General features: G+C 64.5%; 27 protein-coding genes and 1 tRNA gene. 12 read left to right on the forward strand and 16 right to left on the reverse strand.

Going from position 1 to position 23,359, the window contains the following annotated elements:
• Positions 1 to 105: 105 nt before the first annotated feature.
• Positions 106 to 831, reverse strand: a complete 726-nt coding sequence (gene pdeM, locus M2339_RS00055; protein ID WP_413714693.1) for a ligase-associated DNA damage response endonuclease PdeM — start codon at positions 829 to 831, stop codon at positions 106 to 108.
• A 118-nt stretch (positions 832 to 949) separates the two neighbouring features.
• Between pdeM and M2339_RS00060 the strand changes: the two genes are divergently transcribed.
• Entirely contained in the window at positions 950 to 1,798 is an 849-nt protein-coding gene (locus M2339_RS00060; protein ID WP_264587922.1) for a rhodanese-related sulfurtransferase, read from the forward strand.
• Here M2339_RS00060 and M2339_RS00065 read toward each other — a convergent pair.
• The 6 genes from M2339_RS00065 to M2339_RS00090 form a co-directional block, all read right to left on the reverse strand.
• Positions 1,754 to 2,812: a retroviral-like aspartic protease family protein gene (locus tag M2339_RS00065; protein ID WP_264587921.1), complete on the reverse strand. Its 1,059-nt coding sequence runs from the start codon at positions 2,810 to 2,812 to the stop codon at positions 1,754 to 1,756. The genes M2339_RS00060 and M2339_RS00065 overlap by 45 nt on opposite strands.
• 78 nt (positions 2,813 to 2,890) lie before the next feature.
• The gene (locus tag M2339_RS00070; RefSeq protein ID WP_264587920.1) at positions 2,891 to 5,314 is read right to left on the reverse strand and encodes a ligase-associated DNA damage response DEXH box helicase; all 2,424 of its coding nucleotides are present in this window, start codon (positions 5,312 to 5,314) and stop codon (positions 2,891 to 2,893) included.
• A 49-nt stretch (positions 5,315 to 5,363) separates the two neighbouring features.
• Positions 5,364 to 5,567 (reverse strand): hypothetical protein, encoded by a 204-nt coding sequence (locus tag M2339_RS00075; protein WP_264579837.1) that lies wholly within the window; start codon positions 5,565 to 5,567, stop codon positions 5,364 to 5,366.
• Between the two features lie 277 nt (positions 5,568 to 5,844).
• Positions 5,845 to 7,227, reverse strand: coding sequence for a phosphoglucomutase/phosphomannomutase PgmG (gene pgmG, locus M2339_RS00080; RefSeq protein WP_264587919.1), 1,383 nt, complete (start codon positions 7,225 to 7,227; stop codon positions 5,845 to 5,847).
• A 42-nt stretch (positions 7,228 to 7,269) separates the two neighbouring features.
• Entirely contained in the window at positions 7,270 to 7,698 is a 429-nt protein-coding gene (locus M2339_RS00085; RefSeq protein ID WP_264587918.1) for a molecular chaperone DnaJ, read from the reverse strand.
• A 3-nt stretch (positions 7,699 to 7,701) separates the two neighbouring features.
• A complete protein-coding gene (locus tag M2339_RS00090) occupies positions 7,702 to 8,502 on the reverse strand; it encodes a division plane positioning ATPase MipZ (RefSeq protein WP_181558565.1) in 801 nt (266 codons plus the stop codon).
• 110 nt (positions 8,503 to 8,612) lie between these two features.
• Here M2339_RS00090 and panC point away from each other — a divergent pair, with 110 nt between their 5' ends.
• Positions 8,613 to 9,455, forward strand: coding sequence for a pantoate--beta-alanine ligase (gene panC, locus M2339_RS00095; RefSeq protein WP_264587917.1), 843 nt, complete (start codon positions 8,613 to 8,615; stop codon positions 9,453 to 9,455).
• Positions 9,456 to 9,566: 111 nt separating this feature from the next.
• Positions 9,567 to 9,863, forward strand: coding sequence for a hypothetical protein (locus M2339_RS00100; protein WP_264587916.1), 297 nt, complete (start codon positions 9,567 to 9,569; stop codon positions 9,861 to 9,863).
• Between the two features lie 6 nt (positions 9,864 to 9,869).
• On the opposite strand, the gene M2339_RS00105 is transcribed toward M2339_RS00100, so the two are convergent.
• From M2339_RS00105 to M2339_RS00120, 4 genes are all read right to left on the reverse strand, one after another.
• A complete protein-coding gene (locus M2339_RS00105) occupies positions 9,870 to 11,015 on the reverse strand; it encodes a GNAT family N-acetyltransferase (protein WP_264587915.1) in 1,146 nt (381 codons plus the stop codon).
• Positions 11,016 to 11,171: 156 nt separating this feature from the next.
• Positions 11,172 to 11,639 (reverse strand): RidA family protein, encoded by a 468-nt coding sequence (locus M2339_RS00110; protein WP_264571932.1) that lies wholly within the window; start codon positions 11,637 to 11,639, stop codon positions 11,172 to 11,174.
• A 42-nt stretch (positions 11,640 to 11,681) separates the two neighbouring features.
• Positions 11,682 to 12,320, reverse strand: coding sequence for an HAD family hydrolase (locus M2339_RS00115; RefSeq protein WP_264577301.1), 639 nt, complete (start codon positions 12,318 to 12,320; stop codon positions 11,682 to 11,684).
• Positions 12,317 to 12,586 carry a DUF3572 domain-containing protein gene (locus tag M2339_RS00120; protein ID WP_264579831.1) on the reverse strand — a complete coding sequence of 90 codons (270 nt, stop codon included), beginning with the start codon at positions 12,584 to 12,586 and terminating at the stop codon, positions 12,317 to 12,319. Before M2339_RS00120 ends, M2339_RS00115 begins: the two co-directional genes overlap by 4 nt.
• 83 nt (positions 12,587 to 12,669) lie before the next feature.
• On the opposite strand from M2339_RS00120, the gene M2339_RS00125 reads away from it, so the two are divergent.
• Positions 12,670 to 13,053 (forward strand): response regulator, encoded by a 384-nt coding sequence (locus M2339_RS00125; RefSeq protein WP_181558572.1) that lies wholly within the window; start codon positions 12,670 to 12,672, stop codon positions 13,051 to 13,053.
• Between the two features lie 125 nt (positions 13,054 to 13,178).
• Here the strand turns inward: M2339_RS00125 and rpmG are convergent, their stop codons facing one another.
• A complete protein-coding gene (gene rpmG, locus M2339_RS00130) occupies positions 13,179 to 13,346 on the reverse strand; it encodes a 50S ribosomal protein L33 (protein WP_181558573.1) in 168 nt (55 codons plus the stop codon).
• 278 nt (positions 13,347 to 13,624) lie between these two features.
• Here rpmG and M2339_RS00135 point away from each other — a divergent pair, with 278 nt between their 5' ends.
• On the forward strand, positions 13,625 to 13,942 hold the full coding sequence (locus M2339_RS00135; RefSeq protein WP_181558574.1) for a hypothetical protein: 318 nt from the start codon (positions 13,625 to 13,627) through the stop codon (positions 13,940 to 13,942).
• Positions 13,943 to 14,105: 163 nt separating this feature from the next.
• Positions 14,106 to 14,597 carry a Dps family protein gene (locus tag M2339_RS00140; protein WP_181558575.1) on the forward strand — a complete coding sequence of 164 codons (492 nt, stop codon included), beginning with the start codon at positions 14,106 to 14,108 and terminating at the stop codon, positions 14,595 to 14,597.
• 104 nt (positions 14,598 to 14,701) lie between these two features.
• On the opposite strand, the gene M2339_RS16195 is transcribed toward M2339_RS00140, so the two are convergent.
• The gene (locus tag M2339_RS16195; RefSeq protein ID WP_319801021.1) at positions 14,702 to 15,523 is read right to left on the reverse strand and encodes a cold-shock protein; all 822 of its coding nucleotides are present in this window, start codon (positions 15,521 to 15,523) and stop codon (positions 14,702 to 14,704) included.
• 268 nt (positions 15,524 to 15,791) lie between these two features.
• On the opposite strand from M2339_RS16195, the gene M2339_RS00155 reads away from it, so the two are divergent.
• The 5 genes from M2339_RS00155 to rpoN all read left to right on the forward strand — a co-directional run bounded on the left by M2339_RS00155 (position 15,792) and on the right by rpoN (position 20,127).
• A complete protein-coding gene (locus tag M2339_RS00155; protein WP_264587914.1) occupies positions 15,792 to 16,409 on the forward strand; it encodes a ribonuclease D in 618 nt (205 codons plus the stop codon).
• On the forward strand, positions 16,402 to 17,091 hold the full coding sequence (lptC, locus tag M2339_RS00160) for an LPS export ABC transporter periplasmic protein LptC (RefSeq protein ID WP_264587913.1): 690 nt from the start codon (positions 16,402 to 16,404) through the stop codon (positions 17,089 to 17,091). Before M2339_RS00155 ends, lptC begins: the two co-directional genes overlap by 8 nt.
• Before the next feature lie 11 nt (positions 17,092 to 17,102).
• Entirely contained in the window at positions 17,103 to 17,645 is a 543-nt protein-coding gene (locus M2339_RS00165; RefSeq protein ID WP_264574928.1) for an LptA/OstA family protein, read from the forward strand.
• A gap of 173 nt (positions 17,646 to 17,818) precedes the next feature.
• Positions 17,819 to 18,586 carry an LPS export ABC transporter ATP-binding protein gene (gene lptB, locus M2339_RS00170; protein ID WP_264580065.1) on the forward strand — a complete coding sequence of 256 codons (768 nt, stop codon included), beginning with the start codon at positions 17,819 to 17,821 and terminating at the stop codon, positions 18,584 to 18,586.
• A gap of 41 nt (positions 18,587 to 18,627) precedes the next feature.
• Complete coding sequence (gene rpoN, locus M2339_RS00175; protein ID WP_264587912.1) at positions 18,628 to 20,127, forward strand: RNA polymerase factor sigma-54; 1,500 nt, start codon at positions 18,628 to 18,630, stop codon at positions 20,125 to 20,127.
• Positions 20,128 to 20,136: 9 nt separating this feature from the next.
• On the opposite strand, the gene M2339_RS00180 is transcribed toward rpoN, so the two are convergent.
• Positions 20,137 to 20,322, reverse strand: coding sequence for a DUF1328 domain-containing protein (locus M2339_RS00180; protein ID WP_264587911.1), 186 nt, complete (start codon positions 20,320 to 20,322; stop codon positions 20,137 to 20,139).
• 223 nt (positions 20,323 to 20,545) lie between these two features.
• On the opposite strand from M2339_RS00180, the gene M2339_RS00185 reads away from it, so the two are divergent.
• A tRNA-Ser gene (locus M2339_RS00185) sits at positions 20,546 to 20,636 on the forward strand.
• Positions 20,637 to 21,910: 1,274 nt separating this feature from the next.
• Here the strand turns inward: M2339_RS00185 and M2339_RS00190 are convergent.
• A complete protein-coding gene (locus M2339_RS00190) occupies positions 21,911 to 22,558 on the reverse strand; it encodes an ABC transporter ATP-binding protein (protein ID WP_264587910.1) in 648 nt (215 codons plus the stop codon).
• Positions 22,555 to 23,358 carry an ABC transporter permease gene (locus M2339_RS00195; protein WP_264587909.1) on the reverse strand — a complete coding sequence of 268 codons (804 nt, stop codon included), beginning with the start codon at positions 23,356 to 23,358 and terminating at the stop codon, positions 22,555 to 22,557. Before M2339_RS00195 ends, M2339_RS00190 begins: the two co-directional genes overlap by 4 nt.
• Between the last annotated feature and the right edge of the window lies 1 nt (position 23,359).

A 23,359-nucleotide genomic window follows, 5' to 3' on the forward strand; every position in this document is an offset into this window, starting at 1 on the left:
TGTGCCGGTTATTCGAGAGCATATGCCAATAGCCATAGGGCGCAACTCCCTCATTTCCGGGATTTAGCGGTTTGTTGCATAAGGGTTACAGTCGGCGGAGGCCGCTTATCGCCAAAGAGCGAAACGCAGCAGCCGATCCTCCAACGCGATAAGCGCTTCGCTGTTCCGGCCGACAAGAGAGGCGATTGCCGGTGACGCTGCGTCAAGGCCACCGGTGAACGCTCCGAAGGCGGGCACGATGATCTTGCTGCCGCCCTTCACGAAGCAGCGCCGCGAGATATGCCGCCCGCGCAGGCTCATCCGCAACTTGGGATGAAAATGTCCGGAAATTTCCGGTCGGGCCTCACCGGGCATGGCTTCATGGCGCAATATGACGCCATCCACGAGCGCTTCCGCCCGATTTTCACCCCCCAGCGGCGAATCAACGCCCGAGGCGCCGAGGGGATCGTGATTGCCGGTGATCCAGGTCCAGCGATAGGTGGCCGTCAGCTGCGCGATCCGCGCGCGCGTCTCGCCGCTCATCCGCTCGTGCGCGCCGCCATCGTGGAAGCTGTCCCCCAGGCACCAGATCTCCCGCGGTTGGGTGAGGGCGATCACCGCCGTCAGCGCATCCAGCGTGGCGCGGCTATCATAAGGCGGCAGCATCTGGCCGCGCCGGGCGAAGGCGCTGGCCTTCTCGAAATGAAGATCGGCAACGATGAGCGCGGCCCGCTCCTGCCAGAACAAAGCACCTTGGGGCAAAGCCTGCCAGCTCTGGCCGGCAAAGCTGAAGGCCGGGCCACAGCCTGCCGCGCGCGGCATGGGTTGATCGATGAGTGGGGACGACCTCATGGCCCTGCTATGCCGTCGCAGCGGGCATGGCGCAATCGGGCAGTTGAACAAAAGTGGAACTTTTGCGATGGCCCGCAGGCTCTGGCCCTCCCCGCTCGGCTGGTGTAGGCGCGCGCGCATGTCGCACGAACCCGTATCCCTGCTGACCGTCGCCGCTTTCTACCGCTTCGCGCCCTTGCCCGACCCGGAGGCACTCGCGACCGAACTGCGCGCGCTGGGCGCCACACTGGACCTCTCCGGCTCTATCATCCTCGCGCAGGAGGGCATGAACGGCACCATCGCGGGGTCGGCCGATGCGGTGGAGCGCCTGTTCGAGCGCCTGCGCGCCGAGCCGGGTTTCGCGCCCCTGGCGCCGCGCCTGCACAGCACGGAGCGGCATCCGTTCGCGCGCTGGAAAGTGAAGGTAAAGCCCGAGATCGTGACCATGGGCCGGCCCGGTGTCGATGCCGCGCAGGGCGCGGGCACGCATGTGCCGCCGGCGCAGTGGAACGCGCTGATCAGCGATCCGGACACGATCCTCATCGACACCCGCAATGATTATGAGGTGGCGCTGGGGCGGTTCGCCGGCGCCGTCGATCCCATGACGGCGAGCTTCGGCGACTTCCCGGACTGGTTCGATGCGCAGGCGGCGCAGTGGCGCGCGGAAGGCCGCAAACCCCGGATCGCGATGTATTGCACCGGCGGCATACGCTGCGAGAAGTCGACAGCCTATGCCCGCGCGCAGGGTTTCGAGGAGGTCTATCACCTCAAGGGCGGCATCCTCGCCTATCTCGCTGAGGTCGAGGAGGCCGCCAGCCTGTGGGACGGCGCCTGCTTCCTGTTCGATGAGCGCGTCGGGATTACCCATGGCGAGCAGGTCGTCCCGGCCGCGCTGTGCCCGGCCTGCGGGCAACCGCTTGCCGGAGGCGCGGATGAGGGAGGCTCAGCGCCCGCTTGCGTCCGCTGCGCCGGTCTCGGCGAAGTCTAGCCTGCCCCGTCGCCGGGCATCGCCGCCGGCGAGGTGGAAATCGACATGCCGCTGGCCGAAATCGATCGCGATCCGGTCGAACAGGCGCAGCATTCCCATGCCGAGCAGCATGGCGGGCCGCTCGCCCAGACCAAGCTCGGTAAAGGGCGCGGCATCCAGGAACAGCATCGGCACATTGTCGAGCGTCGCGTCGCCGATGGTGAGTTGGCGGACGACGGCGAACTGGGCCGGCACGTCGACGCCGGTGACGCTGGTCAGCACAGTGGGCGTTGGCGGCACCACCAGCCGCTTGGCCTTGAGGCTGCGGAACAGCGCCATGTTGCCGACGCTCTGCTCGGCACCGGTGTCGAGGATCACGTCTACCTTACGCCCATCCACCCGCGAGTTCATCAGGATCAGCTGGCCATAGCGGCTGCGTGCTCGCACCACGATGGCGTCCTTCTCGTCACGCACGGCGGATGAGCGGCGGCTGCGGCTGACTTCCATGCGGCGCTGGTTGAAGTCGAGGATGAGGCGCTTGTCCGCGAGGCTGTCCAGCCCGATGATCCCCAGGCTCCCCATGTCCGCGCGAGCGATAGTGAGCGCGGCGAGCGAACTGACCGCATGATCGCCAAAGCGCAGATCGCTCAATTGAACGGATGAGACCGTGACGCGCCCGGCCATGCTGATGATCTCGACCGGCTGGAGCGGCGGCAGCATCAGCCGCGTTGCCAGCTCCGTGGCGATGATGGTGCGCTGGGAGCCGGTATCGATCATGAACGGATAAGGGCCGCGCTCGCCGATCCGCACCGGCATGGTCATCCGCATCCCCGGATCGCCGCCGATGGGCATGACCGGCTCGTTGAGGTCGAAGGTGCTGGGATCGACCGGTATCTCAGGACCACGCGGCGCGATGACGAAATGGTCGCTCGCGCTCGGGATTTGGCTGGCGATGCCGAACGGCCCGGTCAAAGCCGCAGCGGCCGTGATTACAGCCTTTGCCAGGGTCAGCCGAAGCGTCGAGCCGAAAACCATCCCCAAGGTCTCCCAAGACGGGCAGCTTATCACGATTTTGTGGTCCCGCCAAAAGGATCGAGGCGGGCGCAGGCGATGCTAGCTGGGCGGCGCGTCGGGCGTCATGGCAATGCGGGCGAGCGATTCGGCCTCCGCGAGCAGGCTGTCGTCGGTCTGGGGGCCGGCCACATGCTCGCGCCCGATCATGATCAGCACCGGCACGGCCAGCGGGCTCACCCGGTCGAGCGGCTTGTGCAGCATGGTGGCGCTGGCCCGGTCGATCAGCTCACCAAGGCGCCCCACGTCAGTCATGCGCGCGCGGGCATCGGCCCAGGCGGCCTTGAGCAGCAGATGTTCCGGCTCATAGCGGCGCAGCACATCGTAGATGAGGTCGGTCGAGAAGCTGACCTGCCGCCCGGTCTTGCGCGCGCCCGGCTGCTGGCGTTCGATGAGGCCGGAGATCACCGCGACGTCGCGAAAGGCCCGCTTGAGCAGGCTGCTTTCCTCGACCCAGGCGATGAACTCGCGGTCGAGAATGTCGGCGGAAAACAGCGGTCGAGGGTCTGTGACCGGCTCCAGGCCGTAGACGGCTAGCGCATAATCGTTGGACACGAAGCCGACGGGCTTGAGGCCGCGCTCTTCCATGCGGCGGGTGAGCAGCATGCCGAGCGACTGATGCGCATTCCACCCCTCGAAACTGTAGACCACCATGTGATGCAGCCCCTCATGCGGGAAGGTCTCGACCAGCAACTGCTCGGGCTGCGGCAGGACGGAGCGGACCGCCTGCATCGCCAGCCATTCATGAACATCGGGCGGGAAGCGGTTCCATTGCGTCGGGTCGGCCAGGAAAGCGCGCACGCGGCCGGCCAGATGCGTCGACATTGCCATGCGCGTGCCGCCCCAGCTTGGAATGCGGGCCTGCTGGGATGTCGCCTTGACGAACAGCTCGGCCTCGGTCTGGCGGACCAGCTCCAGTGAGAGGCCGGAAAAGAAGAAGCGATCGCCCGGGCTGAGCGTCGCGGCAAAGCTCTCCTCCACCGTGCCGAGCTTGCGACCGTTGCTGAAGCGCACATCGAGCGCGGGTTGATCCACGATGATGCCGGCGTTAAGCCGATGCTGCTGGGCAAGGCGGGGATGGGCAATGCGCCAGAGGCCTTCGGGCGTGCGGACGAGGCGCTGGAACCGGTCATAGGCGCGCAGGGCATAGCCACCGGTGGAGACGAACTGGAGAATGTCCTCAAGCTGGGCCGCGTCCAGCCAATCATAAGGCGTGGCGGTGCGGATTTCGGCAAGTAACGCGGCAGGATCGAGCGGGCCGGCGCAGGCGAGCCCCATGATGTGCTGGGCCAGCACATCGCGCGCGCCGGGGCGAAAATCGTCGGCATCGCGCTCGCCGCTCATCACGGCGTCCCAAGCGGCCTGCGCTTCGAGATATTCAAAGCGGTTGCCGGGGATGACGATCGCCTTGCTCGGCTCATCCATCCGGTGATTGGCGCGGCCGATCCGCTGGAGCAGGCGCGAGCTGCCCTTCGGCGCGCCCATCTGGATCACGCAGTCGATGTCGCCCCAATCGATGCCCAGATCGAGACTGGCGGTGGCAACAAGGCCGCGCAGCTTGCCGGCCGCCATCGCGGCCTCCACCTTGCGGCGCGCCTCGCGGGAGAGGCTGCCATGGTGGATGCCGATGGGCAGGGTATCCTCATTCTCCGCCCACAATTCCTGAAAGATGAGTTCAGCCAGACCGCGCGTGTTGCAGAACACCAGCGTCATGCGGTGCTGGCGGATGATGTCGATCACCTGCCCCGCCGCATATTTGCCGCTGTGGCCGGACCAGGGCACGCGGTCCTGCGGCATGAGAATAGTGAGGTCCGGCGCGGCGCCCGGCTCGCCTTCGACCAGCGCCACTTCCGCCTGCGCGCCGGCGGGCGCCAGCCACCGTCGATACGCATCGGGGTCGCCTACGGTTGCCGACAGGCCGACGCGGCGCAGGCCGGGGGCGATGCTCTGCAGGCGAGCGAGGGTCAGGGCGAGCAGATCGCCGCGCTTGCCGCTCGCAAAGGCATGGATCTCATCGATGATGACGGTTTTAAGGGACGCGAAGATCAGGTCCGCGTCCGGGTAGCTCAGCAGCAGGGAGAGCGATTCGGGCGTCGTGAGCAGGATGTGAGGCGGCTTGGCCCGCTGCCGGGCCTTGCGATCGGACGGCGTATCGCCACTGCGCGTCTCGATGCGGATGGGCAGGCCCATCTCGCTGACGGGCGTGAGCAGGTTGCGCTGCACATCCACGGCCAGCGCCTTGAGCGGGGAGATATAGAGGCTGTGCAGGCCTTCTGTCGGCGCCTCCGCGAGGTCGGCCAGCGTGGGCAGGAAGCCGGCGAGCGTTTTGCCGGCTCCTGTGGGCGCGACGAGCAGAGCATGGCGCCCCGCCTGCGCTGCCTCCAGCATCGCCTGTTGATGGCGACGGACGGACCAGCCCCGCCGGTCGAACCATTCGGTAATGAGGGGCGGCAGGGATGGGGTCATGTGCGCGCGGGGGGCCATGCCTTCAATGTGGATGCCCCGCCATGCTTACTCAAGCCCGCGTGGAAGAGGGCTCCTTACCATCCCGGCGCTTGTCTTCACGGTCGAGACTGTCGCGCAGGTCCTTCGCGGCGCGGTCGCTTCGCGCTTCGTCGCCCGGTTTGGTATCGCGCTTGTTGCGCCAGATTGCGTAGACCAGCACCGCGGCAAACAGGACTGGCCCGACAACGGTCATGAGGCTCCAGAGGCTGCCCATGTTTCTCTCCTATTTTCCAAACCCATTAAACGCATGGGCGCCGCCTGAGTTTCGCGGCTGGCCGCGCAGCCGGTTCGGCGCGCCTCGCTGCGTGGCGGATGGCGGGCGGTCAGCCAAAAAAAAGGCCGCCCCGAAGGACGGCCTGGAAGTTTTAGGAGAGGATGCCTGAAAGGCAGGAACTGTATGCGTTACATACGAATTTCCTGCAATTGCGAAATGAAGAGTGTTGATTGCACAATTTGCAATCGACCTCTTCAGTCTACGCATCTGGTTGACGTTAATGCCCAGCGGCGGGACCACGCTCCAGACCAGAAAGTGCAAGCTGTTCATCGACTTGCGCCAGCAGGCGGTCCAGCGCGTCGGCGTCGCGCGCCTCCGCGCGGGCGACCAGAACGTCCTGTGTGTTGGACGCACGCAGCAGCCACCAGCCGTCCGGCGTGGTGACGCGCGCGCCATCCGTGGAATCGATCGTCGCACCGGATTCTGCGAGTCGGCGCAGCACTTCCTCGATCACGGCGAATTTGCGGCTCTCATCGACCTGGAAACGCAGCTCCGGTGTGTTGACCATGGCCGGCATGGCACCGCGCAGCTGCGTTACACTGCGCCCCAGCGTGCTGGCAGCGCGAATCAGGCGAACGGCCGCGTACAGGGCGTCGTCGAAGCCATAATATTCGTGCTTGAAGAAGATGTGGCCGCTCATCTCGCCAGCGAGCGGGCTACCCGTCTCCTTCATCTTGGATTTGACGAGGCTGTGGCCGGTTTTCCACATCAGCGGCTTACCGCCCAGTTCCGCCACCCGGTCGAACAGCGCCTGGCTGGCCTTCACATCGGCGATGATCGTGGCGCCCGGTTCAGCGGTGAGCACCGGCTCGGCGAGGATGGCAAGAAGCTGGTCGCCCCAGATGATGCGCCCTTCGCCATCGATGGCGCCGATCCGGTCACCATCGCCATCGAAGGCGAGGCCGAAATCGAGGCCCTTCTCCGCGACCAGCGCGCGCAGGTCGACAAGGTTCTTCTCCTCGGTGGGGTCCGGGTGGTGATTCGGGAAATTGCCGTCGACATCGGTGAACAGCGTGTGGTGCTCGCCGGGCAGCAGCTTCACCAGCCGGTCGATCACCGGGCCGGCGGCGCCGTTGCCGGCATCCCAACCGATCTTGTAGGCCTGCCCGTCAAAGCCTTCCATCAACCGGGCGACGTAACGGTCGAGAATGTCGACCTGCTCGCTGCCGGCGCTGCCTTCGACCCAGTCGCCCGCGGCCGCCATCGTGCCGAGGCTCTGGATGTCCTTGCCGAAGAAGGGGCCTTTCTGGAGCACCATCTTGAAGCCATTGTAATTGGCCGGGTTGTGGCTGCCGGTGATCTGGATGCCACCGTCCACATCCAGCACCGCCTCGGCATAATAGAGCATCGGCGTCGGGCCGAGACCGATGCGGACCGCGTGAATGCCGCTGTCATTGAGGCCGCGCACCAGCGCTTCTTCCAGCATCGGCGAGGAGAGGCGCCCGTCATAGCCGACCGCGACGGCCCGTCCGCCGAGCCGCGCGACACGCGTGCCGAAGCCCCGGCCGATGGCATAGGCATCCGCCTCGCCCAGCGTTTCGTCGATGATGCCGCGAATGTCATATTCGCGCAGCGTGGTCGGATGGAATTGATGCGTCATGAAAAGTCCCGGAGAAGGTCGAAGGAAAGCGAACCGACTAGCTTATGTTTCTTGCGATTTTAGCAACGTATCACGCGCAGCATTGATCCGCGCGGCGAGGCCGGGCGATCCGCCGGCGTCCGGATGATTTCTGGCGATGAGCTTGCGATGCGCGGCGATGATCTCGTCGCGGCTGGCATTGATCGACACGCCAAGCAGGTCGGCCGCTTCCGCCCGGCTGAGATCGCGCGCGCTCAGGGGAGCGGGAGAGGGCGCGCCCCCGCCTACCAGACTGTCCCCAAAGCGCAGCCACAGGCCGGAGACGGTCGCGACCAGCGCGCCTGTCACCGCCATGCCCTTGGTCATCATGATCGTGCCGATCAGCGTGCCGGCGATGCCCAGCCAGGCCGCCGGCACCTTGCGCCCGCTCTTGCGGAGGCGGTACCAGAACCAGAAGCCCAGCCCGCCCAGTGCGACAGCGAGCAGCAGCATGCCTCAGGCGGCGCTCTTTTTCTGGGGAGCCCCGCCGAGCATCGGCAGCGCAAGGCCGGCGATCATCTCGCGCAGTTCCTGCCGTGCCGCCAGATGGCTGACGCCGAGCTCACCGAGATGGCCGCGATCGAGCAAAGTCAGGCCCGAGGGGAAAAGTTCGCGGAAGATCACGCGCTCGGACAGCCCGGGAATGACGCGGAAGCCCACGCGGCGGGCGAGTTCCGAGAGCGCATCGCCGACGCGCTTCTGGTTGCGCGCTTCCATGTGATGCAGGCGGTTACGCAGCACCACCCAGTCGATCGAGGCGCCATCGGCCTTCGCGCGGGTCTTGCGGGTTTCCCACATCAGCTCCGAGTAGAAGCTCAGCCGCTTGACCTTGAAATTCTCAGGATCGACCTGCCCGATGAGGTCGAAATCGACAAAGCTGTCGTTCATCGGCGTGACGAGCGTGTTCGCCGCCGCCGCGGCATAACGCGCCATCGGATCATCGCGGCCGGGCGTGTCGATGATGACGACCTGCGCCTGGCTGGCGGCCTTGGCGATCGCCTCGTTGAGGCCCGCCGTGCTGTCGCCATCATAAACGGCGTAGCTGGGGGAGGGCAGGTCCACCTCACGGCGGCGCGCGGTCGCCTCGCGATTCTCAAGGTAGCGGGCAGAGGTGCGCTGCCGGTGATCGAGATCGATCAGGGCCACGGACACGTCCTGCGCAGCCAGCGCGACGGCGGTGTGGACGCAGGTGGTGGATTTGCCTGTGCCACCCTTTTCATTGGCAAAGACGATGAGATGCGGCGCGGCGCTGGACATGGGCTGGGTCGAAACTCTTCCTGGGTGGTTACGGCCTCTTGACCGTCCGGTCAGGACAAGCGAAGCCAGCCCCGACCTTCTCCGCCGGCCTTATCGGAGCCTCGTGCCGCGTGCAAATCTTCCGTGACCTTCCCTCGCTCAGAACCGGTCTCGCCTCGCTGCGGGCGGATGCGGGCCGCATTGCCTTCGTCCCCACCATGGGTGCGCTGCACGCTGGGCACATGGCGCTGATCGCGGAAGCGCGGCGCCGGGCGAGCCATGTCGTCGCGTCGATCTTCGTCAATCCCACCCAGTTCGGCCCCAATGAAGATCTGTCGGCCTATCCCCGCCGCGAGGAGAGCGATGCGGCGATGCTGGCGCAGGCGGGCGTTGCCGCCCTGTGGCTGCCGGACGTCGCGACCATGTACCCTGCCGGCTTCACCAGCCATGTGAATGTCGATGGCCTCTCCGCGCGGCTGGACGGCGAATGGCGGCCAGGCCATTTCGAGGGTGTGGCGACGGTGGTCACCAAGCTCTTCAATCAGGTCCGGCCGGACATCGCCTGTTTCGGCGAGAAGGATTATCAGCAGCTTGCCATCATCCGGCGGATGACGCGCGATCTTGACCTGGGGGTAGAGATCGTCGGCGTCGAGACGCAGCGCGACCATGACGGCCTCGCTCTCTCGTCCCGCAACGCCTATCTCACTGCCGACCAGCGCGTGCGCGCGGCGGCCTTACCTGAGACGCTGGTGGGGGCCGGGGAAGGCATCAGCGCCGGCGAGGATGTTGCCGCCGTGCAGGCCTGGGCGATCCGCTACCTGCTCGATTCGGGCTTCGATTTGGTCGATTATTTCCTGCTCAGCGATGCTGACACGCTGGAGCCGATGACCCGGCTGGACCGGCCCGCCCGCCTGCTGGTGGCGGCGCGGATTGGCAGCACGCGCCTGATCGACAATATCCCCATCCACCCCTGAAGACATGCCCGAGCAAATCCGGGCGCAAACATCCCTTCTGCTACGTTAACCATTTCGCAAGAGCTGGCGTGCTTGGTTGCGGTATCGCGAACCTGTTTTTGGGGGGAATTCGTGGGTACAAGCATGAACAATGCCAAGGTCCTGATCGAAAGCCGCGTGCGCGCCGCGCTCGGCAATGCGCAGGCCTGTTTCGATCTTGGCGTGGCCTATAGTTGCGGCACCGGCGGCCTGTCCGTCGATCTTGTCGAAGCGCATCGCTGGTTCAATCTCGCCGCACAGGCAGGCAGCCGCGAGGCACAGACCTGTCGCGCTGAAATCGCCGAAGAAATGACCGCACGGGAAATCGCCGAGGCCCAGCGCCTCGCGCGCGCCTGGACGATCGAGACCAGTCAGCGCGTCGCGGCCTGATCGGCTTTAGCCCGCGTCTCCGCCCTTGCGGAACGGCGCGCGTTCATCCAGCCATTCGCGTTCATCCGCGACGGCGGCGGCCTCACGCTCGACGAAGTCCGCCACGGCGCGCCTGAAATCGGGATGCGGGATGTAATGCGCTGAATAGGTCGGCACCGGCCGATAGCCGCGCGAGAGCTTGTGCTCGCCCTGTGCGCCGGCCTCGACGCGGGCAAGGCCCCGCGCAATGGCGGCGTCGATCGCCTGATAATAGCAAAGCTCGAAGTGGAGGAACGGCACCTCCTCGTTGCAACCCCAGTAACGCCCGTACAGCGCATCGCCGCCGATGAGGTTGAGGGCCCCGGCAATCGGCCGTCCGTTACGATAGGCGAAGATCAGCAGAACCCGGTCCGCCATGCGCGCGCCGAGCAGCGAGAAGAAGGCGCGGGTGAGATAGGGGCGGCCCCATTTGCGGCTGCCGGTATCCTGGTAGAAATCCCAGAAGGCATCCCAATGTTGCTCCTCGATGGCGTCGCCGGTCAGGTGGCGGATGTCCAGCCCGGCCTGCGCCTTGGCCCGCTCCTTGCGCAGATCCTTGCGGTGGCGGCTGGAGAGACGGGCGAGAAAATCATCGAAGCTGGCATAGCCTTCATTGGCCCAGTGGAACTGGCTGCCCTGGCGGATGAGCCATCCCGCCGCGCGGTACAGCGCGCATTCCTCCGGCGTGATGAAGGTCGCGTGGGCGGAGGATAGTTCATTCTGGTCGACTACCGCCTCGATGCCCGCGATCAGCGAGGGGCCTTTGCTGGCGTCGCGCAGGAGCAGGCGCGGGCCCGGCACGGGGGAGAAGGGCGCGGCGATCTGCAGCTTGGGATAATATTGCCCGCCCGCACGCTCCCAGGCGTCCGCCCAGCCATGGTCGAAGACATATTCGCCCTGGCTATGGCCCTTGAGATAGGCCGGCGCTGCGGCGATCAGCTTGCCGCTGCCGTCCTGAATGGTGATCGGCGCTGGCGACCATCCCGTGCCGGGGCCGACGCTGCCCGATTCTTCCAGGGTGGAGAGGAAGTCGTGGCTGACGAAGGGATTATCCGGGCCGGCGCAAGCGTCCCACTGCGCCTTGTCCAGCGCCGCGACGGATTGGGTGAGGTGGACGGTCAGCGCGTCGCTCATGAGGACGGCGCCTCTCGGTGCGCCAAGGAGGGCGGAGAGCGAAACGGAGCGACGTCGTGCAGCACGTGCGGAACATGGGGCGTCTGGCGCGAAATTGCCAGTGCCCGCAGGTCCATCGCACCCAAGGCCGCCAACATGCCGGCCGGGCGCGGTAGCTCAGTCGCGAATCTGCACGATGGCGTCGATTTCCACCGATGCATCCAGCGGCAGCACCGGCACGCTCACGGCGCTGCGGGCGTGGCGGCCGGCATCGCCGAAGATGCGGACCATCATTTCCGAGGCACCATTGGCGACCTTGGGCTGATCGGTGAACTCAGCGGTGCTTGCGACAAAGGCGCCGAGCTTCACGATGCGCTCGACCCGGTCGAGATCGCCCCCCAGCGCCGCTTTCATCTGCGCCACCAGCATCAGCGCGCAGCGTTCTGCAGCCGCGACGCCCCAGTCGAGATCGCGCTCGCCGCCGATCTTGCCTTTCATCAGGGCGCCATCGGCTGCGAAGGGCAGCTGGCCGCTGATGTGCAGCAGGTTGCCGGTCTGCACCGCAGCCACATAAGCGGCGACGGGGGCGGCGGCTTGCGGAAGGGAGATATTCTCCGCGGCGAGGTGTTGGTCGATCTTGCTCATGGGCGGAGCCAGAGCATGAGGCCGCAGATGCGTCAAGACCGGCTAGGACAACGCCCCGGTGGCAATCGCGTCATACTCGTCGATGCGGGCCATGATCCATGCCTCGGCACGGTCCCAGTCGTCGATCCGCTCATGCGCCTCGCGCACCGGCTCGACATGGGGGGCGAACTCGGGCTCGCCGACCATGTGCAGCCGCCAGCATTCCGGAACGTCCCGCGCAACGGAAACGTGATTGGCGCCCAGATCGTCTATGAAGATGCTCAGGCCCGGCTTGCGCTCGTCCAGCAGCTTGCGCACCGCCGGCCCCTTGCCGCCGCGATTGCCGATCACCGGATAGGGTAGGCCGTGCGCATGGATCTGGTCGGCGCGGGCCTGCGCGCGTTCCTCGCCGATATTGGTGACGATCACGATGTCCGCCCGCTGTGCGATTCGGGCCATCGCCTCCACCGCGCCGCGAATCGGCGTCTGGCGATACATCTCCGTCTCGAAAAAGGCGCCTAGCAACGTCCAGACCAGTTCGCGCTCGATCAGGTCGCCGCTGGTCTTGTGGCGCAGCGCGCGCTCGAAGCCGCCGGAGAAGCTGAAGTCGATGCCGTGCTGCTCTTCCAGCCAGGACCGGAAGGGGACGACCATGTGCATCAGCACTTCGTCGCAATCGCTGATGATGAGCGGACGGCTCATCGGCCGAGCCGCTCGCGTGCGGCGACGAGATCGGCCGGTGCGACCGCCAGCGCCTCCGCGCAGGCCAGCAGGTCCGGCTCGTGATTGATGACGAAATCCATCAGCGCGCCCAGCGTGGCCGGGTCGGTCAGGGCTTGCCGCAGCGCATCCGGCTCCAGCCCGGTGAGACTGAGCATCCGTTCGGCACGGACCGAATCAGCCACAATCCATCCCACGAGGCGCAGCGCCATGGTTTCATCATCTTGAGGGATCGGATAGGTCCGCATTGTTCACCTGTATGCCGGGCAGCGGGAGGTTCTCCCCTGCGCGGCTGCAAAAATGGCTTCGTCCATCGGCATAAGGACTGTTCGTGTCAAAACGCATATTGGTTGTCGAGGACAATGAGCTCAACATGAAGCTCTTTTGCGACCTGCTCCGCGCGCATGGCCATGAGACAGAGCCCGTGCGGGACGGACGGGAGGCCTTTGCCCGCGCATCCGCCTTTCAGCCCGATCTCATCATCACGGATATCCAGTTGCCGCATGTGAACGGTCTGGACCTCATTGCCTCCTTCCGCGCGGACGCGGCTCTGGCAGAGACGCCGATCATGGCTGTGACGGCCTATGCCGCCCCGGGCGATGAAGCGCGGATTCGGGAGGCAGGGGCGAATGCCTATGTCTCCAAGCCGATTTCGGTGCTCATGTTCATGAATGTCGTCAACGGACTCATCGCGCCGACTGCGCTGGCGAGCTGAGCCTACCCGGCCCGCCATCGCCCCACTTCATCGTCACGCTGCCGCACGCAAAAAGGCCCGGATCGCGCGATCCGAGCCTGAAGCGTCATGCACAAGCGAGCGGACCGACAGGCCCGCCGCGGCACTTACTTAATCTTGGCTTCCTTGAACTCGACGTGCTTGCGCACGACGGGATCATATTTGCGGAAGGTGAACTTCTCGGTCTGCGTGCGGGGATTCTTCTTGGTCACGTAGAAGAAGCCCGTGTCAGCGGTGCTGACCAGCTTGATCTTCACTGTGGCGGGCTTCGCCATGGCCAATTCCTCAAATAATTGAGCGACCTCCCTGCGGGCAGGTGCGGTGCGCTGACATACATGCAAAAGACGGGCTCCGCCTCTGGCGAGACCCGTTCGGCGGCGGCCAATGCGGGAAAAGCCGGCCCTTGTCAAGGGAAGGAGTCGCCGCAGTCGCCGCTCTTCGCTGCAAAACCGAAGCTTAACGATGGGCGCTTATGGTGCCGTTGTCACAAGCCTGACTCGCGAGGCTGGCAAGAACCGATTCGCGATGGACAAGGCGGGATGGGAGAATCGGGATGTATCAAGGCTCGGACCGTCTGGTTCGCGATCAGATGCTTGGCCGCATCGAGGCACTAGAGGGGGCTTGCACGGGCCTGTCCCTCTTCTCCCTGTGCGAGCGGCTGGAAGATCTGCGACTGTTTGCGCGCCGGCATGACTTTGCCGCGGTGGAAGGGCTGGCCAGCCTGCTGGAGTCGGTGGTGGCCTATAACGGCCACCGCCAGGTCGCGCAGACCTATCTCACGCTGATGCGGGACGCTGCCCAAGGCGATTCGGCTGCGCCGCAGACTGCGCGCGTCTACCTTGCCGCGGCCGCCCTGCGGGGTTGTCGCTGATCGCTTCATTGCGCCGGCGCATAAGTGTTGATTGATTTCGTCGATCAATCTGTGCGGGCCTATCTGTTCGTCATTCCGAGTTCCATCTGGCATAAGCGAGGCGTGGGGAACGTTTCGACGTTCCGGAATTTACGCCAGACACATCAACCATTGGAGGCCTTTCATGACAGACAAAGCGCTCAAGACGCCCACGGACCTGAAGGGAAATGCCATCAAGGCCGTCGCCGACGCGCTGAACGGCCTGCTGGCGGATAGCTATGCGCTTTACCTCAAAACCAAGAATTTCCACTGGCATGTCTCCGGCCCGCATTTCCGCGATTATCACCTGATGTTCGACGAACAGGCGGCCGAGATTCTTGCGACGACGGATCTGATCGCCGAGCGGATTCGCAAGACCGGCAACACTGCGCTGCGCTCCATTGGCGACATCGCCCGCAAGCAGAGCATTCAGGATAACAATGACGACTTCGTCTCCGCTGCGGACATGCTGGCGGAGCTGCGGGCTGACAATATGGCGCTGGTGGAATCGCTGCGTGCCGCCAAGGAACTGGCCGAGGCCGCCGGCGACAATGCAACCGATGGGCTGATCGACGACTGGACCGATCAGGCCGAGCAGCGGGCGTGGTTCCTGTTCGAAACGAGCCGCAACGGCTGATCCATTTGGACTGAGCCATCGCCGCGCTGCAGTTGCGGCGATGGACACACAAAAAGGGCCGGGATTTTCATCCCGGCCCTTTTTCTTGCGAAGTGAGTCGCCTGTTACTCGGACTTGGGCTCGAGATTCACGGCGGCATATTTGCCACGACGGTCGACTTCCAGTTCGAAGTCCAGACGGTCGCCTTCCTGCAGCGAAACCATGCCGGCACGCTCGACAGCACTGATGTGCACGAACGCATCGGGCTGGCCGTCATCGCGCTGGATGAAGCCGAAGCCCTTCATGGCGTTGAAGAACTTCACCGTGCCGCTGGCCCGCTCACCGGTGAGCTGACGCGACGGTCCGCCACGCTGCTCGGCCGGCGCGCGGTCTGCAGCGCGCTCGGGAACCGGGAGCGGCTCGCCGTCGATCACCAGATCGGTTGCGGAAATCTTGCCGCCACGGTCCACGAGCGTGAACTTGAGCTGCTGCCCTTCGGCGAGGCCGGTCAGGCCAGCCTGCTCGACAGCGCTGATGTGCACGAACACGTCTTCCGCGCCATCGTCACGGACGATGAAGCCGAAGCCCTTCTGGGCATTGAAGAACTTGACCGTGCCGGAGCCTTCGCCAACGACCTGCGCGGGCATGCCGCCACGACCGCCGCCGCCGCCACCACCGCCACGGAAGCCGCCGCCACCGCCGCCGCCGCCGCGGAAACCGCCGCCGCCGCCACCGCCGCGGTCACCGAAACCGCCGCCACCGCCGCCGCCGCCGAAGCCGCCGCGATCGCCAAAACCGCCGCCGCCGCCGAAGCCGCCGCGATCACCGCCGCCGCGAGGTCCACCGTAACTGCTGCCACCATATTCCGGAAAGGCGTCGAACTGGGGTTCTCCGAAGCTGTCCCGCTTGTCCCTGCCGCGACCGCGGCGCCCTCTATCAAAACTCATGCCCTGTTAATCACTTTCGCTCGTCCACTCTCGATCCGCACCCATGCCGGACGACATGCACAGGGACTCGACCAAGGCCACACTCGGCCAAGCATCGCTATAGCGGCCTTTTTCGCAAAGCGCGAATGATTTTGGCGCAATTGCCGCGCTGAACGTCGATCCCGCTCGCGGGCGACATCGGCCCGATCCGCAGCGTTGGGGAGGCGCTCTGCCGTCTTGCCTTTTTCGGAGGTTTCCCTGGCCCGGTCATGCAGCTAAGAGGAGCGGCATGACCGTTTATTTTCATGAAGAAGACTTGCCTGCCGATGTGCTCGCGCCGGGCCCCGTTGCCATCGATACGGAGACGATGGGCCTAATCACCCCGCGCGACCGCCTGTGCGTCGTGCAGATCAGCGATGGGCAGGGCGATGAGCACCTCGTCCGCTTCTCGCCGGGGAGCAGCTATGCCGCGCCGAATCTGCGGGCGGTGATCGCCGATCCCACGCGACTCAAGCTCTTCCACTTCGGCCGCTTCGACATCGCGGCGCTTCAGCATTATCTCGGCGTGCTGGCAGCGCCGGTCTACTGCACCAAGATCGCCTCGCGCATGGTGCGTACCTATACCGATCGCCACGGCCTCAAGGAGCTGGTCCGCGAGCTTTTGGGCATGGACATCAGCAAGCAGCAGCAGAGTTCCGACTGGGGCGGCCCGGTGCTGAGCGAGGCGCAGCGTGACTATGCCGCGTCCGACGTGCGCTTTCTCCACCAGTTGAAGGCGGAACTGGACATAAGGCTGGAGCGGGAAGGGCGCACCGCGCTCGCCCAGGCCTGTTTCGACTTCCTGCCACACCGGGCGCTGCTGGATCTCGCCGGCTGGCCGGAGACAGATATTTTCGCCCATGCGTAAAGGGCGTGCCCTGCGCGGGACGTCCCGGTCCGAGGACGAGCTGGCGCCATCGGCGCTGGCACGGGCCGAGCACAGCCGGCTGCAGCGCTGGGCCGCGCCGGGCGGCAGTCACGACCGGCTGGTGACCCTGCTCAAGCGGGTATTGCCGATCTCTGCCGGTGTGCTGGGCGCCTTCCTGCTGGCGGCGCCGTTCACCCACCAGACCGAAGTCAGCTTCGTGCTCGACAAGAACAAGGTGGACGTCGCGAGCGAGCGGTTGAAGGTGACCGAGGCGCTGTATCGCGGCGAAGATGGCGAGGGCCGGCCCTTTTCGCTGCGTGCCGGTTCTGCGTTGCAAAAAACCTCGCGTGATCCGATCGTGCAGCTCAACGAGTTGGAAGCGCGCCTGCAGATGGAAGGCGGCGGCGCCGTCGTCACCGCGCGGCAAGGCAATTACAACATCGAGAATGAGACGGTCGCGGTCAACGGGCCGATCCAGTTCCAGAGCGCCAATGGGTATCGGCTGACCACGCGCGATGTGGACATTCGCCTGCAGGAGCGGGACTTGCGCAGCCGGGGCGATGTCGAGGGGCGGATGCCGACCGGCACGTTCCGCGCGGATCATCTCGAGGCCGATTTGGAGGGGCGCACCGTCACGCTGGAGGGCAACGCCCGCTTGCGCATGGAGCAGGTCGGGCGCTAAGGGCAATATCGATGCGCAGACCCTTCCTTCTTGTCGCTGCCGGCGCCCTGGCCGGGTCCACTCTGGTCGCGATTGCCGGCGTTGCCGATGCGCAGGTTTTGCGGGGGCACAATACGCGCGCGCCGGTCGATTTCTCGGCGGACCGTATCGAGGTGCAGGATCGCGCCGACCGCGTCGTCGTCTCCGGCAATGTGCAGGTGACGCAGGCCGGCATGACCATGACGGCGCAGCGCCTCACCGTGGCCTATCACAACACCGGCGGCATCGAGATCGATCGACTCGACGCCTCGGGCGGTGTCGTGGTGACGCGCGGCAATGAGCGGGCCAGCGGCTCGGTCGCCATTTACGATCTCAATCGCCGGCTGATCACCATGATCGGCAATGTGCAGCTCAATCAGGGCGGCAACCGCCTCACCGGCTCGCGGCTCGTCATCGATCTGGCCAGTGGCCGCTCGACGGTGGATGGCTCTGCCGCTGGCGGCGCGCCGGGCACCACCCAGTCGGGTGGTCGCGTCTCCGGCACGTTCCAGGTTCGCCAGAGCGGCGATCAGTAGGAAAAGGCCGGACGCGGCGCCAAAAAGCTTGCCTTTTTCGCTGCCTTGAACGATTCGGTCTCTATGCAATTTTCCTGCCAGATCGTGGAAGCTGCGGAGGAGCGTCGGTTCGACAGGGCCGGCGATCAGGATGATCTGGAAATGAGGACAAGGCGATGAGTGAGGCAGACACGATGCGCGATCCCGCAGTCGCGGACGACCCCGCCGGTGCGGCGGAGGATCATCGCCTGCAGGTCATTTCCATCGCCAAGAGCTACGACAAGCGCACCGTCCTCGCCGATGTCAGCCTTGAGGTCGGCCATGGCGAAGTGGTCGGGCTGCTCGGCCCGAACGGCGCCGGCAAGACGACCTGCTTCTATTCCATCATGGGGCTGGTGAAGCCCGATTCGGGCCGCATCCTGCTGGAAGGTACCGATATTACCGGCCTGCCCATGTATCGCCGCGCGATCCTGGGTCTGGGCTACCTCCCGCAGGAAACCTCCATCTTCCGCGGCATGACCGTGGAGCAGAACATTCTCTCGGTGCTGGAACTGGCCGAGCCGGACAAGGCGGCGCGGGCACAGAAGCTGGAGACGCTGCTGGAGGAATTCGGCCTCGCCCGCCTGCGCGCGAGTTCTGCCATGGCGCTCTCCGGCGGTGAGCGGCGGCGCTGCGAAATCGCGCGGGCGCTGGCGGCCAATCCGTCCATCGTGCTGCTCGATGAACCCTTCGCCGGCATCGACCCGCTCTCCATCGCGGACATTCGCGATCTGGTGAAGGATCTCAAGACGCGCGGCATCGGCGTGCTCATCACCGATCACAATGTGCGTGAGACGCTGGAGATCGTCGATCGCGCCTGCATCATCTACGATGGCAAGGTGTTGTTTGCCGGCAGCCCCGCTGAACTGGTCGCCAATGCCGATGTCCGCCGCCTCTATCTGGGCGAGAGTTTCTCGCTGTGATGGCGGGCCGGTCGCGGACAGGCTGAGGGGCAGCACCACCCATGGCGATGGCGCCTCGCCTCGATCTTCGGCAAAGCCAGTCGCTGGTGATGACGCCGCAGCTCCAGCAGGCGATCAAGCTGCTGGCGCTGTCCAATCTGGAGCTTGAGGCATTCATCGGCGGCGAGCTGGAGCGCAATCCGCTGCTGGAAGCCGGCACAGACATCGCGCTGCCCGCGCGGGAGCAGGCCGAGCTTCCGGACGGCGTAGAACCGCAATCGGGCCCCGACGCTCCGGCCGACGTGCTGATCGGCAAGGGCAGCGGCGAGGCGGATGGGCCGCTGGACGTCGATCACGGTGCGGAGACCTTCATCGATGACGGCCCCGGCGACCGTGCGCTGGCGGGCGGGGCGGACCCTGGCCGGTCCTCCGCTGACTTCGGTGCGGACGGACCGGATTTCGACAGTTTCGCCGCGCCCGAGCAAGGGCTTTACGAGCATCTGATGCACCAGGCCGGTGCTGCGCTCTCCGGCCGGGCACTGATGATCGCCGAGCAGTTGATCGGCCAGATCGACGATGCCGGTTATCTGGAAGCCGATCTTCTGGAAACGGCCTACCGGCTGGGCGTGCCCCTGGCAGAGGTCGAGGCAGTGCTGGCCGTCATCCAGGGGTTTGATCCTGCCGGTATCGCGGCGCGCAGCCTCAGCGAATGCATCGCGCTGCAAGCCAAGGAGGCGGATCGCTACGACCCCCCCATGGCAACGCTGATCGCCAATCTCGACATTCTCGCCAAGGGCCAGATCGCGCATCTGCGCCGGATTTGCGGGGTGGACGAGGAGGATATGGCGGACATGATCCGCGAACTGCGCGGCTATGATCCCAAGCCCGGCCTGCGCTACGCCAACGATCGGCCTGCAGCCGTGGTGCCGGATGTGCTCATCGCGCCGGTGCGGGACGGGTGGTCGGTGGAGATCAACGGCGCGACGCTGCCACGCATCCTCGTCAATCGCCGCTATCATCACCAATTGGCGAGCGGCGCGCGGGACAAGACGTCCAAGGCTTGGGTGTCGGATTGCCTTGCCAGTGCCAACTGGCTCATCAAGGCGCTCGACCAGCGCCAGCGCACCATCTTACGGGTGACCGAAGAGATTCTGCGGCGACAGGAAGGCTTCTTCCGCCATGGCGTCGCGCATCTGCGTCCGCTCACTCTGCGCGTGGTCGCCGAGGCGGTGGGGCTGCACGAGTCCACGATCAGCCGGGTGACAAGCAACAAATATCTGTCTTGCCCGCGCGGGACCTATGAACTCAAATTCTTCTTCACCAGCGCAATCGCCGCGGCCGATGGCGGCGAGGCAGCCTCTGCCGAGGCGGTGAAGAGCCACATCAAACAGTTGATCGCCGACGAGCCGCCAAACGCGATCCTCTCCGATGATTCCCTCGTCGATCTGCTGCGTGAGCGCGGCTTCGACATCGCGCGGCGCACGGTGGCCAAATATCGTGAGGCCATCGGGCTGGGATCGTCCGTGCAGCGCCGCCGCCAGAAAGCCCTGGGCGGGCGATAACAGCACGGTTTAGTCGAGCACGCGGGACATGCGGCGCCCGGCAAGGATGCCGAGCACCAGGAAGATCCCGAACAGCGCAAGGGCGATGAAGAACAGCACCTTCGCAATCCCGACGAATGCTCCAGCCACGCCGCCAAAGCCCATCAGGGCGGCCGTACCGGCGATGAGCAGGCTGAGGATGGCAAGACGGATCATGACGGACTCCTGTTGCTGACAGGGGTTTTAACGTCTCGCGCCGGGCGGCGGTTCCCGGCGGGGTAGGAGGATGGGGCGTGCGCGCTCTCCAGGCGCAAATCTGACGAACTCTGGCAGCCGGGATGCCCGCGCGGGAGTGGCGGGGTCTTGTCAATGTTGAATGCGCAAAGGCACCTTGCGAAACCCGCGCGACCCCGCTAGGGCGCACGGCTCCAGTGCATGCGGAGCGGTGGCCGAGTGGTCGAAGGCGCTCGCCTGGAAAGTGAGTATACGTCAAAAGCGTATCGAGGGTTCGAATCCCTCCCGCTCCGCCAGACTCCGAACATCAGCGGTTCGGGATGAACCAAAAAACGATTAAACTCAGACAGTTTACTGAAATTGCAGGATTATCAGTTCGTGTGGCATTCCGGGAGATCGGATGAAACCGGCACTGAAGCTGGGACCAATGTTATGGTTTGATCCTTAGCAGGCTCGTCGATAGCGGCATGCTATACGCGCCAGAAATAAACTAAATGCCAAGCACCCGGCGAGCAACAATCCGGCGCAAGTCAAATGTTGCGACATAACGGCGATGCACATTTCGTTTCAAACGGGCGCGAGGCATCGAAATCGGAAGGCGATCTCCGGCATTAACTCGGCGCGAACAGGAGCTAGAGTCTATCTGATGATCTTCCGGAGTGTGTTTCAGCGTCGGTTGTAGGTGGGCGATCAGTCCGTGAAACCGCGCGGTTGTCTAGCGTGGTGTTGTAAGCGCGACATAGTGGTCGCAACGTTTACGTGCGACAGGGAGTGCGGCAACGCGGCCATGGTGCGCGGGCAGGAACGTTCGGTGATGGGCTAGCGAGAGCGGCTGCTAGGCGGGTTGAAGGCAGTGCCCGGCCCGACGCTTCGCGCGATATTTGCGGAACTGGGCGGACCCGTGGTGTGACGAGGTGCGGCTCGGCGAGGCGGATCGTGCATGGTGCCAGTGTGACGTAAAAATACGCTGTCAGCTCTCGAGTAGTTGCGGCCGAAGATCGCGCGCCGGCGCGAACAATGGAATAAGTAACAGGGCCTGATCGATCCCGGCGACTGGTCTTCATCGATGAAACTTGGGCAAAGACCAACATGACGCCGACTGCAGGCTGGGCGCCACGCAAGCAGCACACGCCTTGTTCGGCCGTTGGTGCATGCCCACCTCTCCCGGCGCCGCTTCGCTCCGACCGGTTCGAGGCGCTTTGCATGCTCGATGGGCAGATCAATGATCTCAGCTTTCGAAGTGCCGGTCTGCTGCCGCTAATGAGGCGAACGGGTCGCTCTTAGCGATGTGCGCGGTATCCGCGCTTTTGTCCGATTGTCTCCCAAGGCACGCAGCCGCTCGCGCAGGTCCAAGAACCGCGGTCTACGATGCACGGGCATCGAGATCGCCGTTATTAAGCGGCGTGACGCCGCCATTTACGGGTCAGGAAAGACAGCTGCACCGGCTTGGGCAGCCACCGCGCGCGGCAATTTATCGACGCCAGAATCTGATCGGTTGGACGGAATGACTGGAAGCCGAGCGCGGTGAACACCGGTCTGGCAACGGTGGGTAACGACCTCTCACCATCTGTCAGGACTGATTATAAAATTCGAAAGCTTGTTCGATTTCATCGAAGCTATGGAGACGACCACGATCGAGCACGACGGCGCGGTCGCAATGCGCACGAATATAGCCTGCATCGTGCGATACGATTACGAGTGCGCGATCGGCGCGCTTTTCGAACAGCTCAATCCGGCACTTTTCGTGAAAGCGCGAGTCGCCCACGGAGATCACCTCATCGATGAGGAAACAATCGAACTCGATGCTCATCGAAACGGCGAACCCCAGGCGCGCGCGCATCCCGGCGGAGTAATTTCTAATCGGCTCATGCAGATATTCGCCGAGATCGGAGAATTGCTGGATAAACGGAATTCGTTCCTCGATGTCCACGCCGTAAATGCGGCAAATGAAGCGGATATTGTCGACGCCGGTCAGTGCGGACTGAAAACCTCCGGTATAAGCGAGCGGCCATGAGGCCGTCATGTTCCGCTCAACCCTGCCACTGGTCGGTTGTTCAGCACCGCTGATGATGCGGATCAAGGTCGACTTGCCCGCACCGTTGCGACCAAGGATGCCAAGTTTTTCGCCGGGCGCAATCGCCAGATTGATGTTGTCGAGAATCTGCCGCGGCCCACGTCGCGTCTGGTAAAATTTATCGACATCGTGGAGCGTGATCATTCGGGAATGACCTCTCGACTGACCTTCCGCAATTGCGCCAGCGCAATCAGGGTCATGCAGGCGCTGACGATCAGCGCGTACGACATGTCGTAATGAGCGTGGAACTTGCTTCCGAAAAAACCCTCTCGAATGTATTCGATACAATGAACCATCGGCAGATACAGCACAATTTCCTGCGCCTGCTTTGGGAGCATATCCACGAGGAATGCCGCGCCCGACAGTGGAAAGAGTAGGTAAGCGGAAGGGTGCCAGAATTTGTCGACAAGCTCGGACTGTTCCGACCAAGCGCCGAGCAATAATGCAGCTGACATACCGAACCACGCAAGCGCAAGCCAGCCCCCGATCACCTGCAGCAGATCTTCGGGTGGATTAAGCCAGCCGATCGTGATGAAGAAGATCCCTAATACGAAAAACGACGTTGTAGTACCAGCGACCTCAAGAAGGAGCCTAGCAATAAGAATATCTAGCACCTTCACCTGACGGTGATAAAGCAGTGACAAGTTCGGCTTGATCGCATCAATGCACCGCGCAGGCATGTTACGCCACAAAAGCACTGACGAATACCCGGTCAGCGCAAAGGCAACGATTGGCAGATCTAACCCATGCGTGGCTTTAGTAAGACTCCATAGGGCGGTCACGCCGAGCGTGAACAACATTGGCTCAACGAAAAGCCAGAGGAAACCAATGTTGTGCCGGCCGTAACGGGTCAGCACTTCCCGCATGAAGAGCGCATGGATTACCCGACGCTGGACGGCCCATGCAGATGCATAGGACCCCAAGGATTGGCGATCAGCCGCCATG

Source organism: Sphingobium sp. B2D3C, from assembly GCF_025961835.1.
In the GTDB taxonomy this organism is placed as follows: Bacteria; Pseudomonadota; Alphaproteobacteria; order Sphingomonadales; family Sphingomonadaceae; genus Sphingobium.

Coding starts and splice junctions, on each gene's coding strand:
- M2339_RS00195 (WP_264587909.1), bottom strand. CDS start 23,358: ATGGCGGCTGATCGCCAATCCTTGGGGTCCTATGCATCTGCATGGGCC.
- M2339_RS00060 (WP_264587922.1), top strand. CDS start 950: ATGTCGCACGAACCCGTATCCCTGCTGACCGTCGCCGCTTTCTACCGC.
- M2339_RS00165 (WP_264574928.1), top strand. CDS start 17,103: ATGCGCAGACCCTTCCTTCTTGTCGCTGCCGGCGCCCTGGCCGGGTCC.
- M2339_RS00115 (WP_264577301.1), bottom strand. CDS start 12,320: ATGAGCCGTCCGCTCATCATCAGCGATTGCGACGAAGTGCTGATGCAC.
- M2339_RS00180 (WP_264587911.1), bottom strand. CDS start 20,322: ATGATCCGTCTTGCCATCCTCAGCCTGCTCATCGCCGGTACGGCCGCC.
- M2339_RS00065 (WP_264587921.1), bottom strand. CDS start 2,812: ATGGTTTTCGGCTCGACGCTTCGGCTGACCCTGGCAAAGGCTGTAATC.
- M2339_RS00085 (WP_264587918.1), bottom strand. CDS start 7,698: ATGCTGCTGCTCGCTGTCGCACTGGGCGGGCTGGGCTTCTGGTTCTGG.
- M2339_RS00090 (WP_181558565.1), bottom strand. CDS start 8,502: ATGTCCAGCGCCGCGCCGCATCTCATCGTCTTTGCCAATGAAAAGGGT.
- pdeM (WP_413714693.1), bottom strand. CDS start 831: ATGAGGTCGTCCCCACTCATCGATCAACCCATGCCGCGCGCGGCAGGC.
- M2339_RS00155 (WP_264587914.1), top strand. CDS start 15,792: ATGACCGTTTATTTTCATGAAGAAGACTTGCCTGCCGATGTGCTCGCG.
- rpmG (WP_181558573.1), bottom strand. CDS start 13,346: ATGGCGAAGCCCGCCACAGTGAAGATCAAGCTGGTCAGCACCGCTGAC.
- M2339_RS16195 (WP_319801021.1), bottom strand. CDS start 15,523: ATGAGTTTTGATAGAGGGCGCCGCGGTCGCGGCAGGGACAAGCGGGAC.
- M2339_RS00120 (WP_264579831.1), bottom strand. CDS start 12,586: ATGCGGACCTATCCGATCCCTCAAGATGATGAAACCATGGCGCTGCGC.
- M2339_RS00140 (WP_181558575.1), top strand. CDS start 14,106: ATGACAGACAAAGCGCTCAAGACGCCCACGGACCTGAAGGGAAATGCC.
- M2339_RS00110 (WP_264571932.1), bottom strand. CDS start 11,639: ATGAGCAAGATCGACCAACACCTCGCCGCGGAGAATATCTCCCTTCCG.
- M2339_RS00075 (WP_264579837.1), bottom strand. CDS start 5,567: ATGGGCAGCCTCTGGAGCCTCATGACCGTTGTCGGGCCAGTCCTGTTT.
- rpoN (WP_264587912.1), top strand. CDS start 18,628: ATGGCGATGGCGCCTCGCCTCGATCTTCGGCAAAGCCAGTCGCTGGTG.
- M2339_RS00135 (WP_181558574.1), top strand. CDS start 13,625: ATGTATCAAGGCTCGGACCGTCTGGTTCGCGATCAGATGCTTGGCCGC.
- M2339_RS00070 (WP_264587920.1), bottom strand. CDS start 5,314: ATGACCCCATCCCTGCCGCCCCTCATTACCGAATGGTTCGACCGGCGG.
- lptC (WP_264587913.1), top strand. CDS start 16,402: ATGCGTAAAGGGCGTGCCCTGCGCGGGACGTCCCGGTCCGAGGACGAG.
- M2339_RS00105 (WP_264587915.1), bottom strand. CDS start 11,015: ATGAGCGACGCGCTGACCGTCCACCTCACCCAATCCGTCGCGGCGCTG.
- pgmG (WP_264587919.1), bottom strand. CDS start 7,227: ATGACGCATCAATTCCATCCGACCACGCTGCGCGAATATGACATTCGC.
- lptB (WP_264580065.1), top strand. CDS start 17,819: ATGCGCGATCCCGCAGTCGCGGACGACCCCGCCGGTGCGGCGGAGGAT.
- M2339_RS00190 (WP_264587910.1), bottom strand. CDS start 22,558: ATGATCACGCTCCACGATGTCGATAAATTTTACCAGACGCGACGTGGG.